The organism is Citrobacter sp. wls711, assembly GCF_005281055.1.
In the GTDB taxonomy this organism is placed as follows: domain Bacteria; phylum Pseudomonadota; class Gammaproteobacteria; order Enterobacterales; family Enterobacteriaceae; genus Citrobacter; species Citrobacter gillenii.
In genome coordinates, this window is sequence record NZ_SZXC01000025.1 from 33,768 (window position 1) to 59,145 (window position 25,378).

Here is a 25,378-nt window from a genome sequence, read left to right on the forward strand (position 1 = left end):
TGATGTATACGCTATTTGGGCGAACGCATAACCGTGCGTTTCTGTGCCGGTAACGGGGCGTTATAGCGTGTTATTGCGTGCGGCGAAACGTGACTAACTCCGGTTGCGCAATGCGCAGGTAATCCTGGGTGTCCATAATGACCGACTTTTCCAGCACCCCGGCGTTAAAGGCAATCTCATCAAAACGCTCGAACAAGAGTGGATCGGCGACCAGCTTGAGCTGAGGATGGAAGCTGAAGGGAGGAATGGCGCCAAAGACGCATCCCGTCAGTTCATCCACTTCAGCAGGGCTTGCCAGGGAGGCCCTCAAGCCGCCAAGATGGCTGGCGAGTTGGCTCAGATCAGCCTGTTGATCGGCAGAAAGAATAGCAAGCACATGCTGATTGACGCCATTGCCTTTCACTTTACATACCAGGGCTTTTGCACCCTGACCCAAGGCTGTGCCACGAATCTCTGATACCGCCTCGCATTTGCCGACGGCGTCGTGGCTGATCACGCGGTACGTTGCGCCGTGTTCCGACAATAACGCGACCAAACGTTGATGGGTTACATTACCTGTATTTACTTCCGTCATGTCTTACTCCTGATATCACAATAAAAATCCTGCGCAGAAAAAGTATCACGAACGAGGGTGCTTCTTCTGTTTGTTGAGATACAGCTGGGCGTCAGAGGCTTTGTAAGCATCGTTAATGGTGTCACCCGGCTGCATATTATAAATACCGGCAGAAAAGCTAACGGAGGTCCCCGGCGCAATAATGTGTAAGTTCTCGTCGATCCGTTCCAGCAACTGAGGAGTGAGCTCGGCAGGATAATCGATCAGAATCATGCAGAACTCATCGCCCCCGAGGCGAATAGCATAATCACTTTTGCGGATCGCGTTTTGAATCGCTTTGGCCAGAATAGTGATAATACGATCGCCTTCCTGGTGTCCCAGCGTGTCATTAATGGTTTTTAGCTTGTCACAATCAATAGCGATAAATGTCACCCGCGTTCCGGCGTTGACCAGTTGCTGCAAACGTTGCTCAAGCGTTGGCGTTAAGATTTTACGGTTGTACAACCCGGTCATCGCATCGCTGATATTTTCGCGCCGGACGTTATGATACAAACGAAAGTGGGTTCTGACCAAATTCAGCAGTAGCGCGGTTGCCAGCAGGTAAAAAGCGAAAATTTTCCAGGAAGAGACAATAAAGTACATTAAATCAAGGGAGAGTGTGATCCGTATTCCGCCGGGAATATCATTAACATATTGCACATACTGGAACAGGTTTGATTCACTCTGGTTGATGACGATCTCTTTTCCTGAACTGACGTCAGACAACGTGACGTTCAGATAACGCCAGACGAGGGGACGATCGCTGGTATAAAAAATATGCCGCAGATTGTCCTTGTTCACATCGACCATCACGACGCCTTTGAGTTTACCGGCGTAATAGACCGGGGTGATAAAGCTCATGACTTTTTCTTGCGTCAGGTCATCCTCATAAATACTGGAAATGACGGTGCGGCCGGTAAAAACATCATCGATATCGTTCTGGTGAATTCCCAGCGTGCCTTTTTGCAAAAAAGACCAATGATTCATCGTGAACTGATTAGAGTTAATCAGGTTGTAGAAATAGATATAGTTATTATTTAAATCAATGTAATAACGAAATTTATACTCCAGTGTGGCTAATCCGTGGCCGTAATCGACCAGTTCACGATTGACGTTGACCGCCTGGTCGAAAGCGGGCAACAAGAATATGTCATCAAGTTGTTCAATACAGTTTGCTGAGTGGGTCTGTAAAGTACCGCGTAACGGCAGGTAGCTATGTGAGGTGAGATTCAGCCCGTACGTGCCGTTAACGTGCTCAAATGCCTGGCACAGTGCTTTTCGTTGTTCAGCAGAAACAGGGGCTTTGGGCGATGAAAAACGGCGCATTAAATGGGCGGCAATACTCTGATTAGTGTATTTATCATACAGGAAAGAAGAGTCGGCTTTCTCAATGACATAACGCATATAGGCGTTCATTGCCCGATCGCTGGCAATCAGTTCGTACACCAGAAAAGAAGAGGTCAAAACAATAACGCTTACGGAGATAAAGTGCCGGAGCGCTTTATGATGAAATTTCATAATGTTTTTCAGCCCTGTAAGTCCGATACTTCAGTTTATCACACGCTAAACGTCCACTCTAACGGTATGGGAATGCCCCATTGTTGGCTATTTTTGTAATAAAAATCATTCGTACTCTTCACCTTTAATCTTTAATGTTGTATTTATAATGCAACTTATAGAAAAGGAGACAGGCCGATGAGTACGATGGAAAAAGCAGGCCATACATTTTTAGCCAGCCTGGGGAAAACCCGCCTGCGCCCGGGGGGTATAGAAGCCACAGAATGGCTGTTCAGCCAGTCGCAATTGACGTCAGACAGTCAGGTGCTTGAAGTGGCGTGTAACATGGCGACCACGGCGATTGAACTGGTGCAACGTTTTGGCTGCACCGTTTACGCCATTGATATGGATAAAAATGCGCTGGTTAAGGCGAGGAATAACGTCGCCGTCCATGGGCTGGAAAATCACATTCATGTCATGGCCGCTAATGCGAATACTATTCCTTTCGCCGACAACAGTTTTGACGTGGTGATTAATGAAGCCATGCTCACGATGTACGGTGATAAGGCTAAGACGAAGTTGATTGCGGAATACCATCGGGTACTGAAACCCGGTGGGCGCTTGTTAACCCATGACATTATGTTTACGGCGCAAAAACTGGGAGAGGGCGATCAAAACCAGCTTCAGCAGGTTGTGAAGTCAAATGTGAGTCCACTGACGCAGCAAGGCTGGCGCGATCTATTTCTTGGCGCGGGATTTGAACAGGTGCTACAGCAAAATGGTGAAATGTCGCTAATGTCGCCGCAGGGGTTAATTCGTGATGAGGGATTTAACGGCGCCCTTAAAATTGCTTATAACGGACTACGCACGCATGAGAATCGCCAGCGTTTTATTAACATGTTCCGCTTTTTCCGCGCACAGCGTCACCAACTCAACTATATCGCCTGCTGTTCCGTAAAGGGAAAATAAAAAGGATGAAGGGATGAATCTGGATAAAATGAAACATCAGCACGTTGATATTCTCGAAAAAATATCTTTTCTACGTACGTTAAGCCAGTCCGGGGTATCATCCAATGCGCAGCAAATTGCTGCGGCGATCGTGAGCATGAGTGCGATCATTAAAACGCATCTGTCAGCGGAAGATCAGTTTCTTTACCCTCAAATTGAACAGGATGGGAATAGTAAACTCAGACAGGTCAGTACCCAATTTCAACGTGAAATGGCGGATATTGTTGGTGAGTATGATGCGTTTTCGCGCCGCTGGAATATTGCCAGCAAGCTGATGGGTAATGACGAGGCGTTCAGACGCGACGCCAATACCGTATTACGCAAAGTGTTTGAGCGTATGCAGCGGGAAAATAAAGATTTCTATCCGCGGGTAGAAAGGATGTAATGTGCGTTCAGAACATAACTGAGTAAAGGGCTACTGGAATGTCAGAAAAACACTGGTCGAGAATGGAATATCTTCACCAGACAGTGACGAATCCCAATATTGTGATCAAAGGGACACACAGTTATTACAGTGACTGCTGGGATAAAGGCTTTGAGGCTTCAGTCGTGCGATATTTACTCGGCGACGAGGTTAGCAGAGAGTGGGAACCGCTCGGGCATCTGGATAAGTTGATCATCGGTAATTTCGTCTGTATTGGTGCCGAGAGCGTGATTGTTATGGGGGGAAACAGTACCCACCGGTTGGACTGGATAAGTCTTTACCCCTTTATGGCGTCCATCAACGATGCCTACCAGTTTCGCGGAGACACGGTTCTCAAGGATGGCTGTTGGTTAGGTATGCGCGCGATGATTATGCCTGGCGTGACGGTTGGAGAAGGCGCTGTCGTGGCTGCGGGTGCTGTCGTGACCAAAGATGTACCTCCGTATGCGATTGTCGGCGGGAATCCGGCGAAGATCATAAGATATCGACTTCCCGAAGAGGATATTAAACGATTGCTGGCGCTGGATTTGTATCAACTGGCGGAAGAGACGTTGGTGGCATTGCAACCGCTGTTGTCATCTGGCGATATTTCAGCGTTGGAGTTGAGCGGCAAAGAAAAGAGTAAACGGCGAATTGGGCGTAGAGTAGGCGTATCATGTTGAAAAATCAGCCAGAAACAGTACGTAACTGGCCGATCTTCAATGGTTCATCTCAACTTGTGGCACTCTGCTTATGAAACAGTTCCCGGAACACCGGATAGATATCATCCTGGTCACGAATATGCTGCATGGCAAAGTTATCAAAGGTCGATTGCAGATGCTCGTACTCACGCCATAAGGTCTGGTGCGCGCGGCGGGTGATTTCGATATAGCTATAATATCGCACCACCGGCAGCAGTTTTTTCGCCAGAATCTCATGGCACAACGGTGAGTCATCCGCCCAGTTATCGCCATCTGATGCCTGCGCTGCATAGATATTCCATTGGGCAGGATCGTAACGATCTTTCACCACTTCATCCATCAACTTCAGCGCGCTGGAGACGATGGTGCCCCCGGTTTCCTGAGAGTAGAAGAACTCATGCTCGTCCACCTCTTTTGCCTGGGTATGGTGGCGAATGTAAACCACTTCCACGTTTTTGTAGGTTCGGCTTAAGAATAGATACAGCAGAATGTAAAACCGCTTGGCCATATCTTTAGTCGACTGATCCATCGAGCCGGAAACGTCCATCAGACAGAACATCACCGCCTGGCTGGAAGGATCGGGTCGTTTTTCATAATTTTTATAGCGTAAATCAAAGGTGTCGATAAACGGGACGCGTTCAATTTTTGCCCGCAGTTCAGCAATCTCTTTGCGTAGGCGTTCTTCCTCCAGCAACTGCGCCGGTTCTGTGTTGGCGATAGTCTCCAGGTCAGCTTCAAGCGCGTGCAGCTCCCGACGTTTACCTGCCGTCATCGCCGTGCGGCGCGCCAGTGAGTTTTGCAGGGAACGCACCACGCTGATATTGGCTGGCACCCCATTGGAGGTGAAGCCCGCACGGTGGGTTTTGTATTCCGTTAACTGACGTTGCTGATTTTGCTTCAGATTCGGCAGTGCCAAATCTTCAAACAGCAGATCCAGATACTCATCTTTAGAAATTTGAAACACGAACTCATCCTGGCCTTCTCCATCCTGGCTGGCCTGGCCTTGCCCGCTTCCTGAACCCCCGCCGCCGCCCTGAGGGCGTTCTATACGGTCGTTCTGCACAAAATGGTCGTTACCCGGATGTACGCGATGGCGCAGGCCTCCACGCCCCTGATGGAACATCGGTTCGCTAATATCATCGGTTGGGATAGAGACAGACTCGCCACTATCGACATCAGTCACCGAACGCTTATTAATGGCCTCGGAGATCGACTGTTTAATTTGTGATTTATAACGGCGCAAGAAGCGCTGGCGGTTAACCGTGCTCTTGTTTTTACCGTTAAGACGTCGGTCTATGAACCAGGTCATATGCCCCCCGTACTGCCAACTGTTCGCCATGTCTGTAAGTGCCGGATGGCGCTGGCGCTTATCCGGCCTACGGAACATTGTTTTGCATGCCCGGTAAGCGCATGCGCCACCGGGCACTTATGTTAAGACGATTTACGTACGCGCAAATACCATTCGCACAGTAAACGCACCTGTTTACGCGTGTAGCCTTTTTCCATCATGCGGTCGACAAAATCGTCGTGCTTTTTCTGCTCGTCAGTTGAGGTTTTAGCGTTAAACGAAATGACCGGCAGCAACTCCTCGGTGTTGGAGAACATTTTCTTCTCAATAACCGTGCGCAGTTTTTCGTAACTGGTCCAGTTTGGATTACGACCGCTGTTATTCGCTCTGGCGCGCAAAACAAAGTTGACGATCTCGTTACGGAAATCTTTCGGGTTGCTGATACCCGCCGGTTTTTCAATTTTTTCCAGTTCTGAATTCAGCGACTCGCGGTCAAACAGCTGACCGGTATCCGGGTCACGGTATTCCTGATCCTGGATCCAAAAATCCGCATAGGTGACATAACGGTCAAAAATGTTCTGTCCATACTCGGAGTAGGATTCCAGATAGGCGGTCTGGATCTCTTTGCCAATAAATTCAGCGTATTTCGGGATCAGATAACCTTTCAGGAACTCGAGATAACGTTCGGACTGCTCCTGCGGGAACTGCTCGCGCTCAATTTGCTGCTCCAGAACATAGAACAGGTGCACCGGGTTGGCCGCCACTTCTACATGGTCAAAGTTAAACACGCGGGAGAGGATCTTAAACGCGAAGCGCGTTGACAGACCGTTCATCCCCTCATCGACTCCGGCGTAATCCCGGTACTCCTGGTAGGATTTCGCTTTCGGATCGGTGTCTTTCAGGCTCTCGCCATCGTAAACGCGCATCTTCGAGTAGATGCTCGAGTTTTCTGGCTCTTTCAGGCGAGAAAGAATGGTAAAGCGAGACAGCGTTTCCAGCGTACCCGGTGCGCACGGCGCGTGGGTCAATTCACTGTGATTAAGCAATTTCTCGTAGATCTTGATCTCTTCGGAAATGCGTAAGCAATACGGAACCTTCACGATGTATACGCGGTCAAGGAAGGCTTCGTTATTTTTGTTGTTACGGAACGTCACCCATTCAGATTCGTTTGAGTGGGCAAGAATGATGCCGTTAAACGGCAGGGCAGAAATACCTTCTGTCCCGTTGTAGTTACCTTCCTGCGTTGCGGTCAGCAGAGGATGCAGCACTTTAATCGGTGCTTTAAACATCTCCACGAACTCCATAATCCCCTGGTTAGCCCTGCATAGTGCGCCGGAATAGCCGTAAGCATCCGGATCGTTCTGGGCGTGGTGTTCGAGTTTACGAATATCCACTTTGCCGACCAGCGCGGAAATGTCCTGGTTGTTCTCATCGCCCGGTTCCGTTTTGGCGATAGCGATTTGTTCCAGAATAGACGGCCACACTTTAACTACGCGGAATTTAGTGATGTCTCCACCAAAATCATGCAGACGCTTCGCGGCCCATGGCGACATAATGGTGCCAAGATAGCGACGTGGGATCCCGTACTCTTTCTCCAGGATTTGTGCATCTTCCTGCGGATTAAACAGGCATAACGGGTGATCGTTAACCGGGCTGCGTTCACCGTTGGCGCTCAGGACATAAATCGGTACCCTCTGCATCAGCGACTTCAGTCGCTCAGCAAGAGAGGATTTTCCTCCCCCTACAGGCCCCAGCAGATACAGGATCTGCTTCTTCTCTTCCAGCCCCTGCGCCGCGTGCTTCAGATAGGAGACAATCTGTTCAATCGCGTCTTCCATGCCGTAAAACTCTTCAAACGCGGGATAACGTGCAATAACCCGGTTAGAGAAGAGTCGAGAAAGTCGAGGTTCATGGGCAGTATCGACCATGACAGGCTCACCAATAGCCATTAATAGCCGCTCTGCCGCGTTGGCATAAGCACTGCGATCTTGCCGACAAGTGGTAAGAAACTCCTGCAGCGTGAACTCTTCGTCCTTGGCAGCTTCATAACGCTGGCGATAGTGATCGAATATATTCATGGTATGCCGTCCTTTCGTTTTTTAGCACATGTTAAGAGCCGTTCATATGAATAGTAGAGGCCCCTGAAGAGGTAAACTGAACGACGTCGCTGCTGGAAAAATAAGCAACTCTCATGCCATTTTGATGGTCAGAAGATCAACGTATTCAGTGATACACCTTCTAAAATTAAGCGTAGATGGCATTTGCAAAACTTGCCTGCGCGCGCAAACGAATTTCAATGGCATATCAATAACTCATCGGCAAAAAATAGACCTGTTATGTAAATAAATAGGACTGAATTCATACCTTGTTCATCAGGCTGCAAGTAAAATGTCATCACTCGCTGAGAAATTAGAGGGTTACATAACGAGATGAATACGTAAAATAGTTGGGCTGTCACGCAATGACGGTTACACTTTGGGTGCTTTACATTTGAATAAGGAATTATGGACTGTGACCAAACTCAAACTTCTGGCACTTGGCGTGCTTATTGCCACTTCTTCCAGCGTAGCACAAGCAGAAAGCGACCTGTCGCTGGGCGCGGGCGTTGGTGTGGTCGAGAACGCTTATAAACAATACGATAACGACGTTTACCCGGTACCTGTAGTGACCTATGACAGCGAGAACTTCTGGTTCCGTGGGCTGGGGGGCGGTTACTACCTGTGGAATGACAATACCGATAAGTTGTCTGTCATGGCTTACTGGTCACCGATGTACTTTAAACCGGGTGACAGCGATAACAGCCAATTGCGTCAACTGGATAAACGTAAGAGCACCATGATGGCCGGTCTGTCTTACGTCCACAATACGCAATACGGTTTCCTGCGCACCAGCCTTGCGGGAGACGCGCTGGACAACAGTAATGGTATCGTCTGGGATCTGGCGTGGTTATATCGTTACACTAACGGTGGCCTGACGCTGACGCCGGGGATCGGTATCGAGTGGAACAGCGAAAACCAAAACGAATACTATTATGGTGTATCGCGTCATGAATCCTCTCGCAGCGGCCTGCGCAGCTACGATCCAAATAGCAGCTGGAGCCCGTACCTGGAGCTGAGCGCAAATTATAACTTCATCGGCAACTGGAGTGCATACGCGACGGCGCGTTATACCCACCTGTCTGATGAAGTGACCGACAGTCCGATGGTAGACAAATCCTGGACGGGTCTGATCTCTACGGGTATTACCTACAAGTTCTGATAACTGAACATACTGAACAGAAGCCCGCATTACAGCGGGTTTTTTTGTGTCTGCTGGCAGGCCGGGCAACGAATAGCCCAAACGATGATGGTGCAATTTGTGCACCATTACAGGACACATGCGCACTGTTTTGCTTTACTGTGGTGCAAAATACAGGAGAGTGCGATGACAGATAAACAGGTGATGTTTACCGGGCAGGCCACGCTTCCTGCTATCGGGCAGGGGACGTGGTACATGGGTGAAAACGCCCATTGCCGGGGAGCTGAAGTGGCAGCGCTGCGTGCTGGACTGGATCTGGGTTTGCGCCTTATTGATACTGCAGAAATGTACGCTGATGGTGCAGCGGAAGAGATTGTCGGCGAGGCGTTATTGGGGCGACGCGATGACGCTTTTCTGGTATCAAAAGTTTATCCCTGGAATGCTGGGGGCCAGAAAGCCATCGCGGCCTGCGAAGCGAGCCTGCGGCGACTGAAGACCGATTATCTGGATCTCTACTTACTGCATTGGACGGGTAATTTTTCATTTGCAGAGACGGTTGAGGCGATGGAAAGGTTGATCGCGCAAGGGAAAATCCGCCGCTGGGGCGTTTCTAACCTCGACTATGAAGACATGCAGGCGCTATGGCAGGTTACTGGTGGACAGCAGTGTGCCACGAATCAGGTGCTGTATCATCTGGCGTCACGCGGCATTGAGTTTGATTTGCTGCCATGGTGTCAGCAACGGCAGATACCGGTCATGGCCTACAGCCCGTTGGCCCAGGCGGGGCGTTTATGCAGAGATTTGCTCACTAATCCGGCGGTGAGTGAGATTGCGCACGCGCACAAGGCCAGCTCCGCGCAGATTTTATTGGCGTGGGTTATTCGACAACCGGGGGTGATAGCCATTCCGAAGGCGGCAAATGTCGCACACGTTGCGCAGAATGCCGCAGCGCTAAATATGACGCTTTCTGACGAGGAGTTGATGTTGTTAGACTCGGCTTTTCCTGCCCCAGCAGCTAAAACACCGCTAGATATGGCCTGATAAAACGCCAGTTGCCATCAGGCAACTGGCAAAATCTTAGCGCTTAGCAACACGAATTGTTTGTGCCAGGCGAGAAGGTTTCTCAGCGGTGGTTTTCTGCGGCGCGGTCGCGTAAGCGGTTTCTACGCAGACAAATGTTTTGTACCCGTCGTCCGGCATGTCACCCATGCTGACAGACAGGGCTGGCCCTGGGTTCCAGCCGACAACGTTCAGATGGTGATGGTGTACGACGTCGATGTTGCGGTTCAGTGAATCGTCATGGATGACGCTGCACGCTTCTGGGTTCAGATACACGCGGTCGGTGCGGTCCGGGAACGTCTGGGTACCGTCAGCCAGGACATCTTCTTTTGCATCGTTAACTTTATCGATCAGACGGTCACCAAGGCCACTCACTTTCACCGCTGCAATGTCACCGACGTTAAAATAGGTGTGCAGCGCGGAGGTGGTTTCAAATTCACCGTGGGCTTCCAGTTCTATTTCACAGGTAGCGCCCACTTTGAAACGCGCTAACAGCGTAAACTCATGCGGCCAAAGCTGACGCGTTTCAGCGCTACTTTGCAGTTCAAACGTCAGAACCACACCGCTATTATCTTCGTTGTGCGCTTTCAGCGTCCACGGCAGATTACGGGCAAAACCGTGCGAGGGAAGCCCTGGCTGTGCCGCTGGGCCAAACCATGGCCAGCAAATAGGGACGCCACCACGCAGCGCTACGCCCGTTTTAAACGGCGTATTGTTGCTTAACCACAGGACCTCATCTTCGCCGGTCGGTTTCCATGACAGAAGATGCGCGCCCTGTAGGGCGAAAGAGGCTTTAACCTGCGGGTGATCGACCACCACGACCTCCAGTTCATCCAACTGACGACGGGAGAGGACAGGGGAAATTTGTTCGATTATCGGAAGTGCAAAAATTTTATTAATCATGATGCAATCCTTGATGTTGAAAACCATAAAAAAAGGCGACCGAGGTCGCCTTTTTGGATCAGATTTTCATCTCAACTTATTTGGAGATGTGAGCAATCAGATCCAGAACTTTGTTTGAGTAGCCGGTTTCGTTGTCGTACCAGGAGACCAGTTTCACGAAGTTGTCGTTCAGTGCGATACCTGCTTTAGCATCGAACACGGAAGTGCAAACTTCACCGTTGAAATCGGTAGATACAACGTCGTCTTCGGTGTAACCCAGAACGCCTTTCATCGGGCCTTCGGAAGCAGCTTTGATTGCTTTCTTAATTTCTTCGTAAGAAGCAGCTTTTTCCAGACGAACGGTCAGGTCAACAACGGATACGTTCGGAGTAGGAACGCGGAACGCCATACCAGTCAGTTTGCCATTCAGTTCTGGCAGTACTTTACCTACTGCTTTAGCAGCACCGGTAGAGGACGGGATGATGTTCTGTGCTGCGCCACGACCGCCGCGCCAGTCTTTGTGAGACGGGCCATCAACGGTTTTCTGAGTCGCGGTGGTCGCGTGAACGGTAGTCATCAGACCTTCGATAATACCGAAGTTGTCGTTGATAACTTTAGCCAGCGGAGCCAGGCAGTTAGTGGTGCAGGAAGCGTTAGAAACGATGTCCTGACCTTCGTATTTGTCAAAGTTAGCGCCTTTAACAAACATCGGAGTGTTGTCTTTGGACGGGCCAGTCAGAACCACTTTTTTCGCGCCAGCAGTGATGTGCTTACGAGCGGTTTCGTCTGTCAGGAACAGGCCAGTAGCTTCAGCAACTACGTCAACACCAACTTCGTCCCATTTCAGGTTAGCCGGATCACGTTCAGCGGTAACACGGATTTTTTTACCGTTTACGATCAGATGACCGTCTTTCACTTCAACGGTACCGTTGAAACGGCCGTGAGTGGAGTCATATTTCAGCATGTAAGCCATGTAGTCAGCGTCTAACAGGTCGTTGATTGCAACGATCTCGATGTCAGAACGTTCTTGAGCAGCACGGAAAACAATGCGACCGATACGGCCAAAACCGTTGATACCTACTTTGATAGTCATATATTCCACCAGCTATTTGTTAGTGAATAAAAGGTTGCCTGTAAAATTACAAAAACCTTACGCAGCGTCAAGCGGAATCGTGTCAATCATTGCGACAAATCAATCTGCTGCCTAAGCTTTGCGCAACTGACTCGCCTCACTCTTCCTTTGGGCTTGAAACCACATGGGGGCGGCGGCCCGAATTTTAAAGGGCAATCAAGATAAAAACGTGATTGCTATCACGATTTATAGGCTGCCATTTCGCAATGATCAAGTTTAGAACAAAAGTTCGCCCTGCGGTGTTAATGTTTTGTTAGAATCTGTCTCGCAATGTGAGTTTAGATAAAGCGAGATGTGAGCAAATGGCTAATCAACCTTCTCCAGAAGACCTAAAGAAAAATTTATCCGAAATGCAGTTCTACGTGACACAAAATCATGGGACAGAACCGCCATTTACCGGGCGTTTGCTGCATAACAAGCGGGACGGTGTTTATCACTGCCTGATCTGTGACAAACCGCTGTTTCGTTCTGATACAAAATATGATTCTGGCTGCGGCTGGCCTAGCTTTTACGAGCCTGTCAGTGAAGAGGCGATTCGTTACATTAAGGATACGTCACATGGCATGCAGCGCATTGAAATTCGTTGCGGCAACTGTGATGCGCACTTGGGACATGTCTTCCCGGATGGTCCAAAACCTACCGGTGAACGCTACTGCGTCAACTCAGCGTCTTTGAACTTTACCGACGATGAAAACGGTGAGCAGATTAAAGGCTGAAGAAACGATTCAGCAAATTATTCTACGGGAGTGGGTTTAAGATGAATCTTGATGAGATGATTAACAGCATGACGCCGGAAATTTATCAGCGCTTATCGACGGCCGTTGAGCTGGGAAAATGGCCGGATGGCGTCGCGCTGACGGCAGAACAAAAAGAGAACAGCATGCAACTGGTGATGTTATGGCAGGCGCGTAACAATATCGATGCGCAGCATATGACTATCGACACCAACGGTGAGATGGTCATGAAGAGTAAGCAGCAGCTGAAAGTTGAATTTGGGATAACGCCTGAGCCGATTGCGACGTTCAAATCCTGATTGTGGAAACAACACGAATTCGCAGGTCCGGTACGGCTTACCGTAACGGACCTGCAAAGTCTTACTTCTTGTTCATCATCGCCTTAAGGTCGGCAAACGGGTTGTATTTCGCCTCGCCGACGTCTTTCTGCGCATCTTCGCCCGCTACCACGGTAGAACCATACTGATCCACTTCGGTGTATTTCGAGTGCTCATGATCGTGGCAATACAGGCATAACATCTCCCAGTTACTGCCATCTTCCGGGTTATTGGAATGGTCATGATCGATATGGTGTACCGTCAGCTCGCGCAGGTTGGAATACACGAACTCGCGCGAACAGCGCCCGCAGACCCAGGGGAACAGTTTAAGCGCCTTTTCCCGGTATCCGACTTCCAGACGGGCGTAATTTTTAGGGATAAAAGCCATAAAACCTCGTGCTCCTGTAGAATTTGAAAAGCTGCGCCAACGTCAGGCGCAGCAGATGGCGATAATCATAACCTATTGTGCACGACGTGGGGATCAGTGTTTAATCCCTAACGACTCAGCCAGCTGCTTAGCCAGTTGGTTTTTATCGTCCGCGCCATACTCCCAGAACATGGCCCCGCCCAGCCCCTTGCTCTTGATGTAGTCTGCTTTGATTGCCACCGATCGTGGGTTCTCGTAAGAAAGGGCAAACAGCGCTTTGCCGTCAGCCGACTGCACCGACAGCCATGGCACTTTCGCTTCATCATCCCAGTGCTGGGTAAAGCGTTTTTGCGGATCGTTGATGAGCTTCGCCACAATGTCGTTGTATTTCACATAGGTATCTTTGGTCAGATCCACGCCCAGTGATTTGAACAGTTCAATTTGCTGGGCACTGAAGTAGGGCTGGGTGACCGGATTTTTCTGCGCATCGGGTTTGCTCCAGTCAATCCCTGGCTCGACGGTGCGTTTAGGCACCCGGCCATAGAAACCAATTCCCAGGTTCATCTGGCTCGGTTTTAATCCTGCGGCAAGATAGTTATTAACCACAAAATCGGCGCTGTATTTATCTGCCGCCGCCACCGTTGGCCATTGTGTTGAATCATAGAGATTGGCGTTGAAGTACTGAGTGCCGTAAGCCATGTCATAGGTCATCAGATTGATGTAATCGAGCGACGGGGCTATCGCCTTCACGTCCACCCAGCTTTTCGGGCTATCCGCGTTTGCGCCCACGGCAATGGTGACCAGTTTTTGCTGGCCCATTGCGCTACGCAGTTCTTTCAGTAGCGAGGTAAAGTTATCCCGATCGGCGGGTTGGCTATCGACCAGTCCCCATGCACCGTTTACCGGGTACTCCCAGTCGAGATCGATACCATCCAGGCCGTATTTCCTCACAATCTCCTGTACGGACCGAATAAACACTGCTCGCGTTTCTTTGGTTGCCGCCGCACCTGAGAATCCGCGCGCCCCCCAGCCACCCACAGAAAGCAGCACTTTCAGGTTAGGGTTTTGCTTACGCAATGTGGGGATCTTCTGCAAATCAGCCTGTACTTTTGGCGACAGCCAAATCTGATGCAGCTTGCTGGCATCTTTTAATGCGTCATTGGTTTCGTCTTTTTCGTTGTTGTAGACCAGACCAAAGGAGTAATTGAGATGGGTAATCTGGCGGACGTCCAGTTTATCAATATCGCCACCGGGACCGGCAGTAACATCGCCACCGCCGTTAAAGTAACCGACAGACATCAGGGGATTAGCGGACACAACGCTCGCGCAGAGCAGGGGTAATGCTGCCAGCAAAGGCAAAAGTTTCATCGGTGTTCCTCTTTGACATTTAAACAAGCAAACACGCCACGATAATGGCGTGGCGAAAAAAACAGCTCTCGCAGGCTAGCAGTTTACAAAAAGGAAAAATGCGAAGGGGTTCACGCCATGTTTAGCGAAGCGGCTTCCATGGTCCTTTGAAATTTGGGATATGTTCACTTCTATTTGTGATCTGAGTTGTGAAATACAGATCATTATCTTTGTTTTAAAGATTTTATGTTGACCTTGAAGATGGCGTGGTTAAGTATTGGTGCCACTGATGCAAAACTAAACACAAAGGAAGATGCAATGAAAGCACTGGCAAGATTTGGTAAGGCCTTTGGCGGTTATAAGATGATTGACGTGCCGGAACCAGTATGTGGTCCGGATGACGTAGTGATTGAAATCAAAGCGGCGGCTATCTGCGGTGCGGATATGAAACACTACAACGTCGACAGCGGTTCCGATCAGTTCAACTCCGTTCGCGGTCACGAATTTGCCGGCAATATTGTGCAGGTAGGGGAAAAGGTCAAGGACTGGAAAGTTGGCCAGCGGGTGGTTTCTGACAATAGTGGGCACGTCTGCGGCGTTTGTCCGGCCTGTGAACAAGGTGATTTTCTGTGTTGTACAGAAAAAGTGAATTTGGGTCTGGATAACAATACCTGGGGCGGTGGATTTTCAAAATACTGTCTGGTACCGGGTGAGATCCTCAAAATTCACCGTCACGCGCTGTGGGAAATCCCGCAGGGTGTTGATTATGAAGAAGCCGCGGTGCTGGACCCTATCTGCAACGCTTATAAATCTATCGCTCAGCAATCAAAATTCCTTCCCGGTCAGGATGTGGTGGTCTTCGGTACCGGTCCATTAGGCCTCTTCTCGGTCCAGATGGCGCGCATTATGGGGGCCGTCAATATCGTGATGGTCGGGCTGGAAGAGGACGTTGCGGTGCGTTTCCCAATCGCCAAAGAATTGGGTGCGACGGCGGTAGTCAACGGTTCGACCGAAGATGTGGTCACGCGCTGCCAGGAAATCTGCGGGAAAGACAATCTGGGGCTGGTCATCGAATGCTCCGGTGCCAATATCGCCCTCAAACAATCGATCGAAATGCTGCGTCCAAACGGTGAAGTCGTCCGCGTGGGTATGGGCTTTAAACCGCTCGATTTCTCCATCAACGACATCACTGCGTGGAACAAAAGCATCATCGGTCATATGGCTTATGACTCAACGTCCTGGCGCAACGCGATTCGCCTGCTGGCCAGCGGCGCGATCAACGTTAAACCGATGATCACTCACCGTATTGGCCTCTCACAATGGCGCGAAGGGTTTGACGCTATGGTCGATAAAACCGCGATTAAAGTGATCATGACTTACGACTTTGATGAATAACCTATTTATTAAAGGAACGTTATCGCATGGAAAAAATAACAAAACCGCACTGCGGCGCCAGGTTGGACAGGCTGCCTGACTGTCGCTGGCATTCATCGATGTTTGCCATGGTCGCCTTTGGATTACTGGTGTGCTGGAGCAATGCCGTCGGCGGATTAATTCTCGCACAGTTAAAAGAACTGGGCTGGACCGATAATTCCACTACCGCCACGTTTTCAGCAATTACCACGGCGGGCATGTTTCTTGGCGCGCTTGCCGGGGGAATTATCGGGGATAAAACCGGGCGCAAAAATGCCTTTATCCTGTATGAAACGATTCATATTATTGCCATGGTCGTGGGGGCGTTTTCGCCAAATATGACCTTCCTGATCGCCTGCCGTTTTGTCATGGGGGTGGGATTAGGCGCGCTGCTGGTGACCTTATTTGCCGGATTCACCGAATATATGCCCGGCAGAAATCGAGGCACCTGGTCCAGTCGGGTCTCATTTATCGGTAACTGGTCTTATCCGCTGTGTTCGCTGATTGCAATAGGGCTGACGCCGTTAATCAGTGCTGAATGGAACTGGCGCGTACAACTGCTGATCCCGGCGGTGCTGTCGCTGATTGCCACCGCCATTGCCTGGCGCTGGTTCCCCGAGTCGCCTCGCTGGCTGGAGTCTCGTGGACGCTATCAGGAAGCCGAAAAAGTGATGCGGGCAATAGAGGAGGGCGTGGTTCAGCAGACGGGTAAACCGCTGCCGCCGGTGGTGATAGAAGATGACGGCAAGCCCCCACGCTCTGTCCCGTATTCGGCTCTATTAACCGGCGTATTACTCAAGCGCGTTATTTTAGGTTCCTTCGTTCTGATTGCCATGAATGTCGTGCAGTACACCTTAATTAACTGGCTACCGACGATATTTATGACTCAGGGTATTAACCTGAAAGACTCCATTGTTTTAAATACCATGAGTATGTTCGGCGCGCCGTTTGGCATATTTATCGCCATGCTGGTGATGGATAAAATTCCCAGAAAGACCATGGGTGTGGGCTTATTAGTTTTAATTGCTGTGCTGGGATATATCTATTCGCTGCAAACCAGCATGCTGCTAATTACGTTAATTGGCTTCTTCCTGATTACCTTTGTGTATATGTATGTTTGCTACGCTTCGGCGGTGTATGTTCCGGAAATATGGCCGACCGAAGCAAAACTGCGTGGCTCCGGACTGGCAAATGCGGTAGGGCGCATCAGCGGTATCGCCGCACCTTACGCGGTAGCCGTACTGCTTAACGGTTACGGTGTGACGGGGGTATTTGTGCTGCTGGGGGCGGTATCCATTATTGTCGCCATCGCCATTGCTACTATCGGAATTGAAACCAAAGGCGTCTCTGTCGAAAGTCTCGGTATTGATGCCGCGACCAGCAAATAATATTGATGGGAAAGAAAATGCAAAATTCAAAAGCAATATTAAAAACACCCGGTACGATGAAAATTATTACCGCCGATATGCCGGTACCGAAAGAGCATGAAGTGCTGATTAAAATTGAATACGTCGGTATTTGCGGCTCAGATGTTCACGGTTTTGAATCGGGCCCTTTTATTCCGCCGAAAGATCCGAATCAGGAAATTGGTCTCGGGCACGAATGTGCAGGTACCGTGGTGGCGGTAGGGAACCGCGTATCCAAATTCAAACCCGGCGACCGGGTCAATATCGAGCCTGGCGTGCCGTGCGGTCACTGTCGTTATTGTCTGGAAGGGAAATACAACATCTGCCCGGACGTCGATTTTATGGTCACCCAGCCAAACTATCGTGGTGCGCTAACCCACTATCTGTGCCATCCGGAGAGCTTCACCTACAAGCTGCCCGACAATATGGACACCCTGGAAGGGGCGCTGGTAGAGCCTGCGGCAGTGGGGATGCACGCTGCGATGCTGGCAGATGTTAAACCGGGTAAGAAAATCGTCATTCTGGGGGCAGGCTGTATCGGCTTAATGACTCTGCAAGCCTGTAAATGCCTGGGCGCAACCGATATTGCCGTCGTTGATGTGCTGGAAAAACGCCTGGCTATGGCCGAGCAGCTTGGGGCGACGACCGTCATCAACGGGGCAAAAGAGGACACGGTTGTCCGCTGCCAGCAGTTCTCTGGCGATATGGGGGCCGACATTGTTTTTGAAACCGCCGGTTCAGCCATCACCGTTAAGCAAGCCCCTTATCTGGTGATGCGCGGCGGCAAAATCATGATTGTCGGCACGGTACCCGGTGATTCGGCGATTAATTTCCTCAAAATTAACCGTGAAGTCTCGATTCAGACCGTTTTCCGCTATGCCAACCGCTATCCGGTCACCATTGAGGCTATCTCCTCCGGTCGTTTCGATGTGAAGTCGATGGTGACGCATATTTACGATTATGAAGATGTTCAGCGCGCGTTTGATGAATCCGTTAATAACAAACGCGACATTATTAAAGGCGTTATTAAAGTTAATCATTAATTAATTGAAAAGGGAGAAATAACCATGCTAGCAGATATTAAATATTGGGAAAACGATGCCCAGAATAAACATTATGCTATTGCCCACTTTAACGTGTGGAATGCGGAAATGTTAATGGGGGTGATTGATGCGGCGGAAGAGTCGAAATCGCCGGTCATTATCTCGTTCGGCACCGGGTTTGTCGGCAATACCTCGTTTGAAGATTTTTCGCATATGATGGTTTCTATGGCGAAAAAGGCCTCGGTACCGGTAATTACCCACTGGGATCACGGACGCAGTATGGAGATTATCCATAACGCCTGGACCCACGGCATGAATTCGCTGATGCGTGATGCTTCCGCTTTTGATTTCGAAGAAAATATTCGCCTGACCAAAGAGGCGGTCGATTTCTTCCACCCGCTGGGTATTCCGGTCGAAGCAGAACTGGGCCATGTGGGGAATGAAACGGTCTACGAAGAAGCGCTGGCCGGCTATCATTACACCGACCCAAGCCAGGCGGCTGAGTTCGTTGAACGTACCGGCTGCGACTCGCTGGCGGTAGCGATTGGTAACCAGCACGGCGTCTATACCTCCGAACCGAAATTGAACTTTGACGTGGTTAAACGCGTACGTCAGGCGGTATCTGTGCCGCTGGTGCTGCACGGCGCTTCCGGCATCAGCGATGCGGATATTAAGAAAGCCATTTCATTAGGCATTTCGAAAATCAATATCCACACTGAACTGTGTCAGGCCGCGATGGTCGCGGTGCAAGAAAACCAGGACCAGCCGTTCCTGCACGTCGAGCGCGAAGTACGTAAAGCTGTAAAAGAGCGCGCGCTGGAGAAAATCAAACTGTTTGGTTCAGACGGTAAAGCGGAATGACAATATGGATAGAATCGAGGTTATTTGTATAGGGGCGGCCATTGTTGATATTCCCTTGCAGCCGGTAAGTAAAAATATCTTTGATGTAGACTCTTATCCGTTAGAACGTATTGCCATGACCACCGGGGGAGATGCGATTAATGAAGCGACGATTATTTCTCGCCTCGGTCATCGCACCGCGTTAATCAGTCGGGTAGGTAATGATGCCGCCGGGAATTTTATTCTCGACCACTGTCGACGCGAGAATATTGATATCCAGAGTCTGAAACAGGACGCGGATATTGATACTTCTATTAACGTGGGCTTAGTGACCGCCGATGGCGAACGCACCTTTGTGACTAACTGCAACGGCAGCCTGTGGAAACTGAATATTAGCGATGTCGATTTTGACCGTTTCTCGCAGGCAAAGCTGCTATCGCTGGCAAGCATCTTTAATAGCCCCTTGCTGGACGGCAAAGCGTTAACGGAGATATTTATTCAGGCCAAAAAGCATCAGTTGATCATTTGTGCCGATATGATTAAGCCGCGGCTTAATGAAACGCTGGACGATATTCGCGAAGCGCTGAGCTATGTCGATTATCTGTTTCCCAATGTCGACGAGGCGAAACTGCTAACCGGGAAAGAGACGCTGGATGAGATAGCAGACAGTTTTCTGCACTGCGGTGTGAAAACGGTAGTGATTAAAACCGGTAAGAAAGGCTGCTTTATCAAGCGTGCTGATATGAAAATGGCGGTACCTGCGGTTTCGGGAATTACCGCTATTGACACCATCGGTGCGGGCGATAATTTCGCTTCGGGGTTTATCTCTGCGCTGCTTGAAGGCAAACCGCTACGCGACTGTGCGCTGTTTGCTAACGCGACGGCAGCGATATCGGTGCTCAGCGTGGGCGCTACGACGGGCGTGAAAAACAGAAAACTGGTTGACCAACTTCTCGACGAATACGAAGGGTAATAGCGGCAGATGAAAATGATTCCTTTAGGCAGTACGGATATTACGCTTTCCCGCATGGGACTGGGCACCTGGGCCATCGGTGGCGGCCCGGCATGGAACGGCGATCTTGATTTGCAGGTTTGCATCGACACCATTATCGAAGCGCATCGTTGCGGCATTAATCTGATTGATACCGCACCGGGCTACAACTTCGGTAATAGCGAGAAGATTGTGGGTCAGGCGCTGAAAAAACTGCCGCGCAACGAGATTGTTGTCGAAACCAAATGCGGCATTGTCTGGGAGCGGGAAGGTAGCCTGTTCAATAAAGTGGGCGAACGCCAGCTGTATAAAAATCTCACGCCCGAGTCGATTCGTGAGGAGGTGGACGCCAGCCTGCAACGGCTCGGTATCGACAGCATTGATATTTATATGACCCACTGGCAGTCGGTAGAGCCTTGTTTTACACCGATTGCGGAAACGGTCGATACGCTCAACGCGCTCAAGAAAGAAGGGAAAATCCGTTCTATCGGCGCGGCGAACGTAGATGCTGAGCATATTCGGGAGTACGTAAAACACGGCGAGCTGGATATCGTGCAGGCTAAGTACAGCATCCTCGACCGGGCGCTGGAAACTGAGCTGCTGCCGCTCTGTCAGCGGCACGGCATTGTGGTTCAGGTCTATTCCCCGCTGGAACAGGGGCTGCTGACCGGAACTATCACACGGGATTATGTTCCCGGCGGCGCGCGGGCTAACAAAGTCTGGTTCCAGCGCGAAAATATGCTGCGCGTGATTGACATGCTAGAACGCTGGCAACCGCTGTGTGCTAAATACCGTTGCACAATCCCGGCGCTGGCGCTGGCGTGGATTTTAAAACAAAGTGATTTAATCACCCTGTTAAGCGGAGCGACGGCGCCAGAGCAGGTTCGTGAAAACGTCGACGCCCTGACGATCGCGTTAACCGACGCGGATTCTTTATTGATGCGAGAAATGGCAGAAGCATTGAATAATAAATAGGTAAATAGAAAACGCCTCTGTTTCTGTGTAAAAGACCATAAAATCTGTGATTCAGACATGTTGTTTTGAAAATAAACATAGCCTGTGAGATACTGGTAACTTATCATGATGTTGAAGGAAACAGAGGTGTAATCGTGGCGGCAAAAGACAGAATTCAGGCTATCAAGCAAAGGGTAGCCAACGACAAGAAAGTAACGGTATCTAATCTGAGCGCTATTTTTCAGGTTACAGAAGAAACGATTCGCCGCGATCTTGAAAAGCTTGAAGATGAAGGTTTTCTGACCCGTACGTATGGTGGTGCTGTATTAAATACGGCCGCGCTGTCTGATAACATTCATTTTTACAAGCGAGCTAAATCATTCTATGAAGAAAAGCAGAAGGTCGCTCGCAACGCGCTGCCGTTTATTAAAAATAAGACCACTATGGCGGCTGACTCCAGCAGTACTGCAATGGAGTTATTAAAGCTTCTGAAGGAACGTAATGACCTCACATTATTAACCAACTCGGCGGAAGCCTTTCATGAACTGGCACAGTCTGAGATTAATGTGGTTTCGACGGGGGGAGAGTTAAACAAAAATACGCTGTCACTACAGGGGCGTATTACCAAAGAGATCATCAGCCGATATCACGTTGATATCATGGTGATGAGTTGTAAAGGACTGGATATCGCCAACGGTGCGCTTGATTCAAACGAAGCTGAAGCAGAGATCAAGAAAACCATGATTCGTCAGGCTGCTGAAGTAGCACTGTTGGTTGACCACTCAAAGTTCGATCGTAAAGCATTTGTTCAGTTGGTAGATCTTAGTCATATTAATTACATAATAACAGATAAAGCACCGGGTGCAGAATGGATTTCCTTTTGCAAGGAAAATAATATCCAGCTCGTATACTAATAACGGAATTGTGATATCGATAGCGTTTTAGTTTGCATCCGGATAATGCCAATAAAATGATGATGGTAAATGCGGCAAAGTTAACTCTGCCGCGCGTTACCATAATTTATTATTTTATATTTTGCTGCATTTGAGGCATCCAGATGGAACAATATGAATATATCGGTGCAAGACTAGATCGCTTACCTTTCTCGCGATTTCATTTTCGTATTTTTGGTATCATAAGTTTTGGTTTATTACTGACCGGGTTTCTTAGTTATTCCGGTAATGTGGTACTGGCAAAGTTGGTTAGTAACGGTTGGTCAAATAATTATCTCAATGCAGCGTTTACGTCTGCGCTGATGTTTGGTTATTTCATCGGATCGTTGAGTGGTGGATTTATTGGTGATTATTTTGGTCGCCGTAAAGCATTTCGTATCAATCTACTGATTGTTGGCATTTCTGCAATCGCCGCATCTTTTGTTCCCAACATGTACTGGTTGATCTTCTTTCGAGGCCTGATGGGAACCGGCATGGGGGCGCTGATTATGGTGGGCTATGCCTCATTCACTGAGTTTATTCCGCCGGTGGTGCGCGGAAAATGGTCTGCGCGTCTGTCTTTTGTTGGCAACTGGTCGCCGATGCTGTCGGCGGCGGTTGGTGTGGTTGTTATCTCATACTTAAGCTGGCGAGCGATGTTTTTAGTCGGAGGCGTGGGAATGCTGCTGGCCTGGTACATTTCTGGAAAATACTTTATTGAGTCTCCCCGGTGGCTGGCAGGTAAAGGTCAGCAGGACATGGCGGAGAAGCATTTACTCGATGTTGAGTTGCAGGTAGAAACAGAAAAGCAAATCACATTACCATTGTGTCCAATACCGAAGAGAAAGAGCGAACGCCGCGCCGTAGACGGGTCATTTTGGCTGTTATTCAAAGGACAGATGCTGCGTCGGACGCTGGTGGCTATTACGGTATTGATTGCGATGAATATCTCACTGTATACCATTACCGTATGGATCCCGACTATTTTTGTTAACTCGGGTATTGCTGTGACGAAGTCCATTTTGATGACTGCGATTATTATGATTGGCGCACCGGTAGGTATTTTTATTGCGGCATTGATTATCGACCGCTTTCCGCGACGTCTCTTTGGTTCGTTGCTGTTAATTATTATTGCACTTTTGGGCTATTTTTATTCGATTCAAACGCAGGAGTGGGCGATTTTAAGCTGTGGTCTGGTCATGATTTTCTTTTTATATATGTATGTCTGTTTTGCCTCTGCGGTATATGTCCCGGAACTGTGGCCAACGCATCTCAGATTACGTGGTTCAGGTTTTGTCAATGCTGTGGGTCGAATTGTCGCCGTCTTTACACCCTATGGCGTTGCCGTATTATTAACTCAATATGACTCTGTTACCGTGTTTATCGTCCTCGGTATCATGCTGGTGGTATGTGCGCTGATCCTGTTTTGTTTTGGTATTGAAACCCGCTTGGTTTCACTAGAAGAAATCTCAACTTTGGGGTGATTACTTGCCTGATGGCTGTACCATCAGGCAACGTTCTATCTTTGCGTTTCTTCCCAGTCAGCCAGCGTATACAGCGTTGCACCCGCAGCGGCCATCTCCATAAACGCCTGCGTGCTGTCCTGAGGCTGAATATTCACCCCTCGACAACCGTCGGTAATGACGTTCACCGTATAGCCCAGTTCCAGCGCATCGAGGACGGTAAACTTCACGCAGTAGTCGGTTGCCAGCCCCATGATGATGAGGTCGGTAATACGTTGTTGCACAAGCCACGCATTCAGTTCCGTTGCCTGACGGCGACCGTTATCAAAAAATGCGCTGTAGCTGTCAACCTGCGGGTTTTCGCCCTTATAGAACGTCTTATCAATGCCGCGCTGATTCAGCAGAGGGTGCAGGGCCGCTCCCTGCGAGTTCTGTACACAGTGATCCGGCCAGAACGTCTGCGCCAGGCCGTCCAGTTGTCCCTGCGTGTAAGGGGCGATCTGATGCTGGCTGGCAAAGCTGCCGTGATTAGCCGGATGCCAGTCCAGACTGGAAACAACCTTCTCACCGTGCAGCGAACACCAGTCAATCAGGCGATTGGCGACATCCACGGTGCTATCACCTTCTGGAACGGCAAGTGCGCCTCCGGCACAAAAATCGTTTTGTAAATCAACCAGCAGTAATGCTCGTGCCATCGTCACTCCTCCTTCAATCATCCGGCGTCAGTTCACCGCGCAGGTTTTGCGTCATCGCGTCACGGATGGCCTGCGTGTCCAGACCCTGGCTCAGCAAATAATGCAGCTTGGTCAGTGTTGCTTCAACGGTCATATCCGCACCGCCAATCACGCCCGCATGTGCCAGCGCATTCCCCGTCGCATAACCGCCCATGTTGACCTTGCCGGACATGCACTGCGTGAGGTTAATGACCACAATACCGCGTGAGCTGGCATCCTCAAGCTCCTTCAGGAACTCTTTATTCTGCGGGGCATTGCCCACGCCGTAAGAACGCAGAATTAACGCTTTGACTGGCTGGCGCAGGAAGTTCCGCACCACGTCTGCGGAAATTCCCGGATAAATCGTGACCACGCCAATCGGCTGCGGGGTGATAGGGTGCACAATCAGCTCGCCCGCACCGTGCGGCGCGGGCGGGGTGCCCAAACGACGGATGTGGATCCCGGCTTCCAGTAAAGGTGCAAGGTTAGGTGAAGCGAAGGCGTCAAAACCGTCGGCGTGCGCTTTGGTAGTGCGGTTACCACGATACAGTCGGTTATTGAAGAACAGAGTGACTTCATTGATCGGATAATTGGCCGCAACGTACAACGCATTCAGCAAATTGATTTGTCCGTCTGAACGTAGCTCAGCCAGCGGGATTTGTGACCCTGTCACAATAACTGGCTTGCCCAGATTCTCCAGCATAAACGACAGCGCCGAGGCGGTGAACGCCATGGTGTCGGTGCCGTGCAGGATCACAAAACCGTCGTATTCGTCGTAGTGAGCTTTAATATCTTCCGCAATATGCTGCCAGTCTTCTGGCGTCATATCGGAGGAATCCATCAGCGGGACATATTCGTGAATGGTGAAGTCTGGCATCTCAGGGCGGTGGAATTCAGGCATCAATGCCAGTTGACGCTGAAGATGGCCGGAAACCGGAATGTAACCTTGTTCTGAGCGCTGCATACCGATGGTACCGCCGGTATAGGCAACGTAAATCGATTTCTTCTGCATGACTTTTCTTCTGTCTCAAAGAAAAACCCCTCTTCATCCCGAAGAGG

The 25,378-nt window shown here is 49.8% G+C and carries 25 protein-coding genes; 15 read left to right on the forward strand and 10 right to left on the reverse strand.

Annotated elements, in window-relative coordinates; translation table 11 throughout:
• Nucleotides 1-70: 70 nt before the first annotated feature.
• Together FDW98_RS09985 and dgcJ are read right to left on the reverse strand one after the other, a co-directional pair.
• On the reverse strand, nucleotides 71-574 hold the full coding sequence (locus FDW98_RS09985; RefSeq protein ID WP_096757321.1) for a YbaK/prolyl-tRNA synthetase associated domain-containing protein: 504 nt from the start codon (nucleotides 572-574) through the stop codon (nucleotides 71-73).
• A gap of 45 nt (nucleotides 575-619) precedes the next feature.
• Complete coding sequence (dgcJ, locus tag FDW98_RS09990) at nucleotides 620-2,110, reverse strand: diguanylate cyclase DgcJ (RefSeq protein ID WP_096757320.1); 1,491 nt, start codon at nucleotides 2,108-2,110, stop codon at nucleotides 620-622.
• Nucleotides 2,111-2,287: 177 nt separating this feature from the next.
• Here dgcJ and FDW98_RS09995 point away from each other — a divergent pair, with 177 nt between their 5' ends.
• The 3 genes from FDW98_RS09995 to FDW98_RS10005 are packed head-to-tail and all read left to right on the forward strand — an operon-like array spanning nucleotide 2,288 to nucleotide 4,183.
• Nucleotides 2,288-3,058 carry a class I SAM-dependent methyltransferase gene (locus FDW98_RS09995; RefSeq protein WP_096757319.1) on the forward strand — a complete coding sequence of 257 codons (771 nt, stop codon included), beginning with the start codon at nucleotides 2,288-2,290 and terminating at the stop codon, nucleotides 3,056-3,058.
• A 13-nt stretch (nucleotides 3,059-3,071) separates the two neighbouring features.
• On the forward strand, nucleotides 3,072-3,482 hold the full coding sequence (locus FDW98_RS10000) for a hemerythrin domain-containing protein (RefSeq protein WP_096757318.1): 411 nt from the start codon (nucleotides 3,072-3,074) through the stop codon (nucleotides 3,480-3,482).
• 38 nt (nucleotides 3,483-3,520) lie between these two features.
• The gene (locus FDW98_RS10005; RefSeq protein WP_170975205.1) at nucleotides 3,521-4,183 is read left to right on the forward strand and encodes a CatB-related O-acetyltransferase; all 663 of its coding nucleotides are present in this window, start codon (nucleotides 3,521-3,523) and stop codon (nucleotides 4,181-4,183) included.
• Nucleotides 4,184-4,232: 49 nt separating this feature from the next.
• On the opposite strand, the gene FDW98_RS10010 is transcribed toward FDW98_RS10005, so the two are convergent.
• On the reverse strand, nucleotides 4,233-5,510 hold the full coding sequence (locus tag FDW98_RS10010) for a YeaH/YhbH family protein (RefSeq protein WP_096757316.1): 1,278 nt from the start codon (nucleotides 5,508-5,510) through the stop codon (nucleotides 4,233-4,235).
• A 122-nt stretch (nucleotides 5,511-5,632) separates the two neighbouring features.
• Entirely contained in the window at nucleotides 5,633-7,567 is a 1,935-nt protein-coding gene (gene yeaG / locus FDW98_RS10015; RefSeq protein ID WP_096757315.1) for a protein kinase YeaG, read from the reverse strand.
• Between the two features lie 433 nt (nucleotides 7,568-8,000).
• Here yeaG and FDW98_RS10020 point away from each other — a divergent pair, with 433 nt between their 5' ends.
• Both FDW98_RS10020 and FDW98_RS10025 read left to right on the forward strand, forming a co-directional pair.
• The gene (locus FDW98_RS10020) at nucleotides 8,001-8,747 is read left to right on the forward strand and encodes a MipA/OmpV family protein (RefSeq protein ID WP_096757314.1); all 747 of its coding nucleotides are present in this window, start codon (nucleotides 8,001-8,003) and stop codon (nucleotides 8,745-8,747) included.
• 165 nt (nucleotides 8,748-8,912) lie between these two features.
• On the forward strand, nucleotides 8,913-9,767 hold the full coding sequence (locus tag FDW98_RS10025) for an aldo/keto reductase (RefSeq protein ID WP_096757313.1): 855 nt from the start codon (nucleotides 8,913-8,915) through the stop codon (nucleotides 9,765-9,767).
• A gap of 36 nt (nucleotides 9,768-9,803) precedes the next feature.
• Here the strand turns inward: FDW98_RS10025 and FDW98_RS10030 are convergent, their stop codons facing one another.
• Together FDW98_RS10030 and gapA are read right to left on the reverse strand one after the other, a co-directional pair.
• A complete protein-coding gene (locus FDW98_RS10030) occupies nucleotides 9,804-10,688 on the reverse strand; it encodes a D-hexose-6-phosphate mutarotase (protein WP_096757312.1) in 885 nt (294 codons plus the stop codon).
• A gap of 76 nt (nucleotides 10,689-10,764) precedes the next feature.
• Entirely contained in the window at nucleotides 10,765-11,760 is a 996-nt protein-coding gene (gapA, locus tag FDW98_RS10035) for a glyceraldehyde-3-phosphate dehydrogenase (RefSeq protein ID WP_096757311.1), read from the reverse strand.
• Nucleotides 11,761-12,101: 341 nt separating this feature from the next.
• On the opposite strand from gapA, the gene msrB reads away from it, so the two are divergent.
• Together msrB and FDW98_RS10045 are read left to right on the forward strand one after the other, a co-directional pair.
• A complete protein-coding gene (msrB, locus tag FDW98_RS10040; protein WP_168246963.1) occupies nucleotides 12,102-12,515 on the forward strand; it encodes a peptide-methionine (R)-S-oxide reductase MsrB in 414 nt (137 codons plus the stop codon).
• Between the two features lie 41 nt (nucleotides 12,516-12,556).
• Nucleotides 12,557-12,832: a YeaC family protein gene (locus FDW98_RS10045; RefSeq protein WP_096757309.1), complete on the forward strand. Its 276-nt coding sequence runs from the start codon at nucleotides 12,557-12,559 to the stop codon at nucleotides 12,830-12,832.
• Between the two features lie 61 nt (nucleotides 12,833-12,893).
• On the opposite strand, the gene yajD is transcribed toward FDW98_RS10045, so the two are convergent.
• Both yajD and FDW98_RS10055 read right to left on the reverse strand, forming a co-directional pair.
• Nucleotides 12,894-13,238 carry an HNH nuclease YajD gene (gene yajD / locus FDW98_RS10050; RefSeq protein ID WP_003030690.1) on the reverse strand — a complete coding sequence of 115 codons (345 nt, stop codon included), beginning with the start codon at nucleotides 13,236-13,238 and terminating at the stop codon, nucleotides 12,894-12,896.
• Nucleotides 13,239-13,331: 93 nt separating this feature from the next.
• Entirely contained in the window at nucleotides 13,332-14,585 is a 1,254-nt protein-coding gene (locus FDW98_RS10055) for a glycoside hydrolase family 18 protein (protein ID WP_137398843.1), read from the reverse strand.
• Nucleotides 14,586-14,882: 297 nt separating this feature from the next.
• On the opposite strand from FDW98_RS10055, the gene FDW98_RS10060 reads away from it, so the two are divergent.
• From FDW98_RS10060 to FDW98_RS10095, 8 genes are all read left to right on the forward strand, one after another.
• Complete coding sequence (locus tag FDW98_RS10060) at nucleotides 14,883-15,959, forward strand: zinc-binding dehydrogenase (RefSeq protein WP_096757307.1); 1,077 nt, start codon at nucleotides 14,883-14,885, stop codon at nucleotides 15,957-15,959.
• 26 nt (nucleotides 15,960-15,985) lie between these two features.
• Nucleotides 15,986-17,365, forward strand: coding sequence for an MFS transporter (locus FDW98_RS10065; protein WP_096757306.1), 1,380 nt, complete (start codon nucleotides 15,986-15,988; stop codon nucleotides 17,363-17,365).
• A gap of 17 nt (nucleotides 17,366-17,382) precedes the next feature.
• Complete coding sequence (locus FDW98_RS10070; protein WP_137398844.1) at nucleotides 17,383-18,426, forward strand: NAD(P)-dependent alcohol dehydrogenase; 1,044 nt, start codon at nucleotides 17,383-17,385, stop codon at nucleotides 18,424-18,426.
• 24 nt (nucleotides 18,427-18,450) lie between these two features.
• Nucleotides 18,451-19,287: a ketose-bisphosphate aldolase gene (locus tag FDW98_RS10075; RefSeq protein ID WP_096757304.1), complete on the forward strand. Its 837-nt coding sequence runs from the start codon at nucleotides 18,451-18,453 to the stop codon at nucleotides 19,285-19,287.
• Nucleotides 19,288-19,291: 4 nt separating this feature from the next.
• On the forward strand, nucleotides 19,292-20,239 hold the full coding sequence (locus tag FDW98_RS10080; RefSeq protein WP_096757303.1) for a carbohydrate kinase family protein: 948 nt from the start codon (nucleotides 19,292-19,294) through the stop codon (nucleotides 20,237-20,239).
• Between the two features lie 9 nt (nucleotides 20,240-20,248).
• On the forward strand, nucleotides 20,249-21,232 hold the full coding sequence (locus FDW98_RS10085) for an aldo/keto reductase (protein ID WP_096757302.1): 984 nt from the start codon (nucleotides 20,249-20,251) through the stop codon (nucleotides 21,230-21,232).
• Nucleotides 21,233-21,366: 134 nt separating this feature from the next.
• Nucleotides 21,367-22,125 carry a DeoR/GlpR family DNA-binding transcription regulator gene (locus tag FDW98_RS10090; RefSeq protein WP_096757301.1) on the forward strand — a complete coding sequence of 253 codons (759 nt, stop codon included), beginning with the start codon at nucleotides 21,367-21,369 and terminating at the stop codon, nucleotides 22,123-22,125.
• A gap of 143 nt (nucleotides 22,126-22,268) precedes the next feature.
• Nucleotides 22,269-23,627: an MFS transporter gene (locus FDW98_RS10095; protein ID WP_096757300.1), complete on the forward strand. Its 1,359-nt coding sequence runs from the start codon at nucleotides 22,269-22,271 to the stop codon at nucleotides 23,625-23,627.
• Nucleotides 23,628-23,662: 35 nt separating this feature from the next.
• On the opposite strand, the gene pncA is transcribed toward FDW98_RS10095, so the two are convergent.
• Together pncA and ansA are read right to left on the reverse strand one after the other, a co-directional pair.
• Nucleotides 23,663-24,301 (reverse strand): bifunctional nicotinamidase/pyrazinamidase, encoded by a 639-nt coding sequence (gene pncA / locus FDW98_RS10100; RefSeq protein ID WP_096757299.1) that lies wholly within the window; start codon nucleotides 24,299-24,301, stop codon nucleotides 23,663-23,665.
• Between the two features lie 13 nt (nucleotides 24,302-24,314).
• Nucleotides 24,315-25,331 carry an asparaginase gene (ansA, locus tag FDW98_RS10105; protein WP_096757298.1) on the reverse strand — a complete coding sequence of 339 codons (1,017 nt, stop codon included), beginning with the start codon at nucleotides 25,329-25,331 and terminating at the stop codon, nucleotides 24,315-24,317.
• Nucleotides 25,332-25,378: the final 47 nt, after the last annotated feature.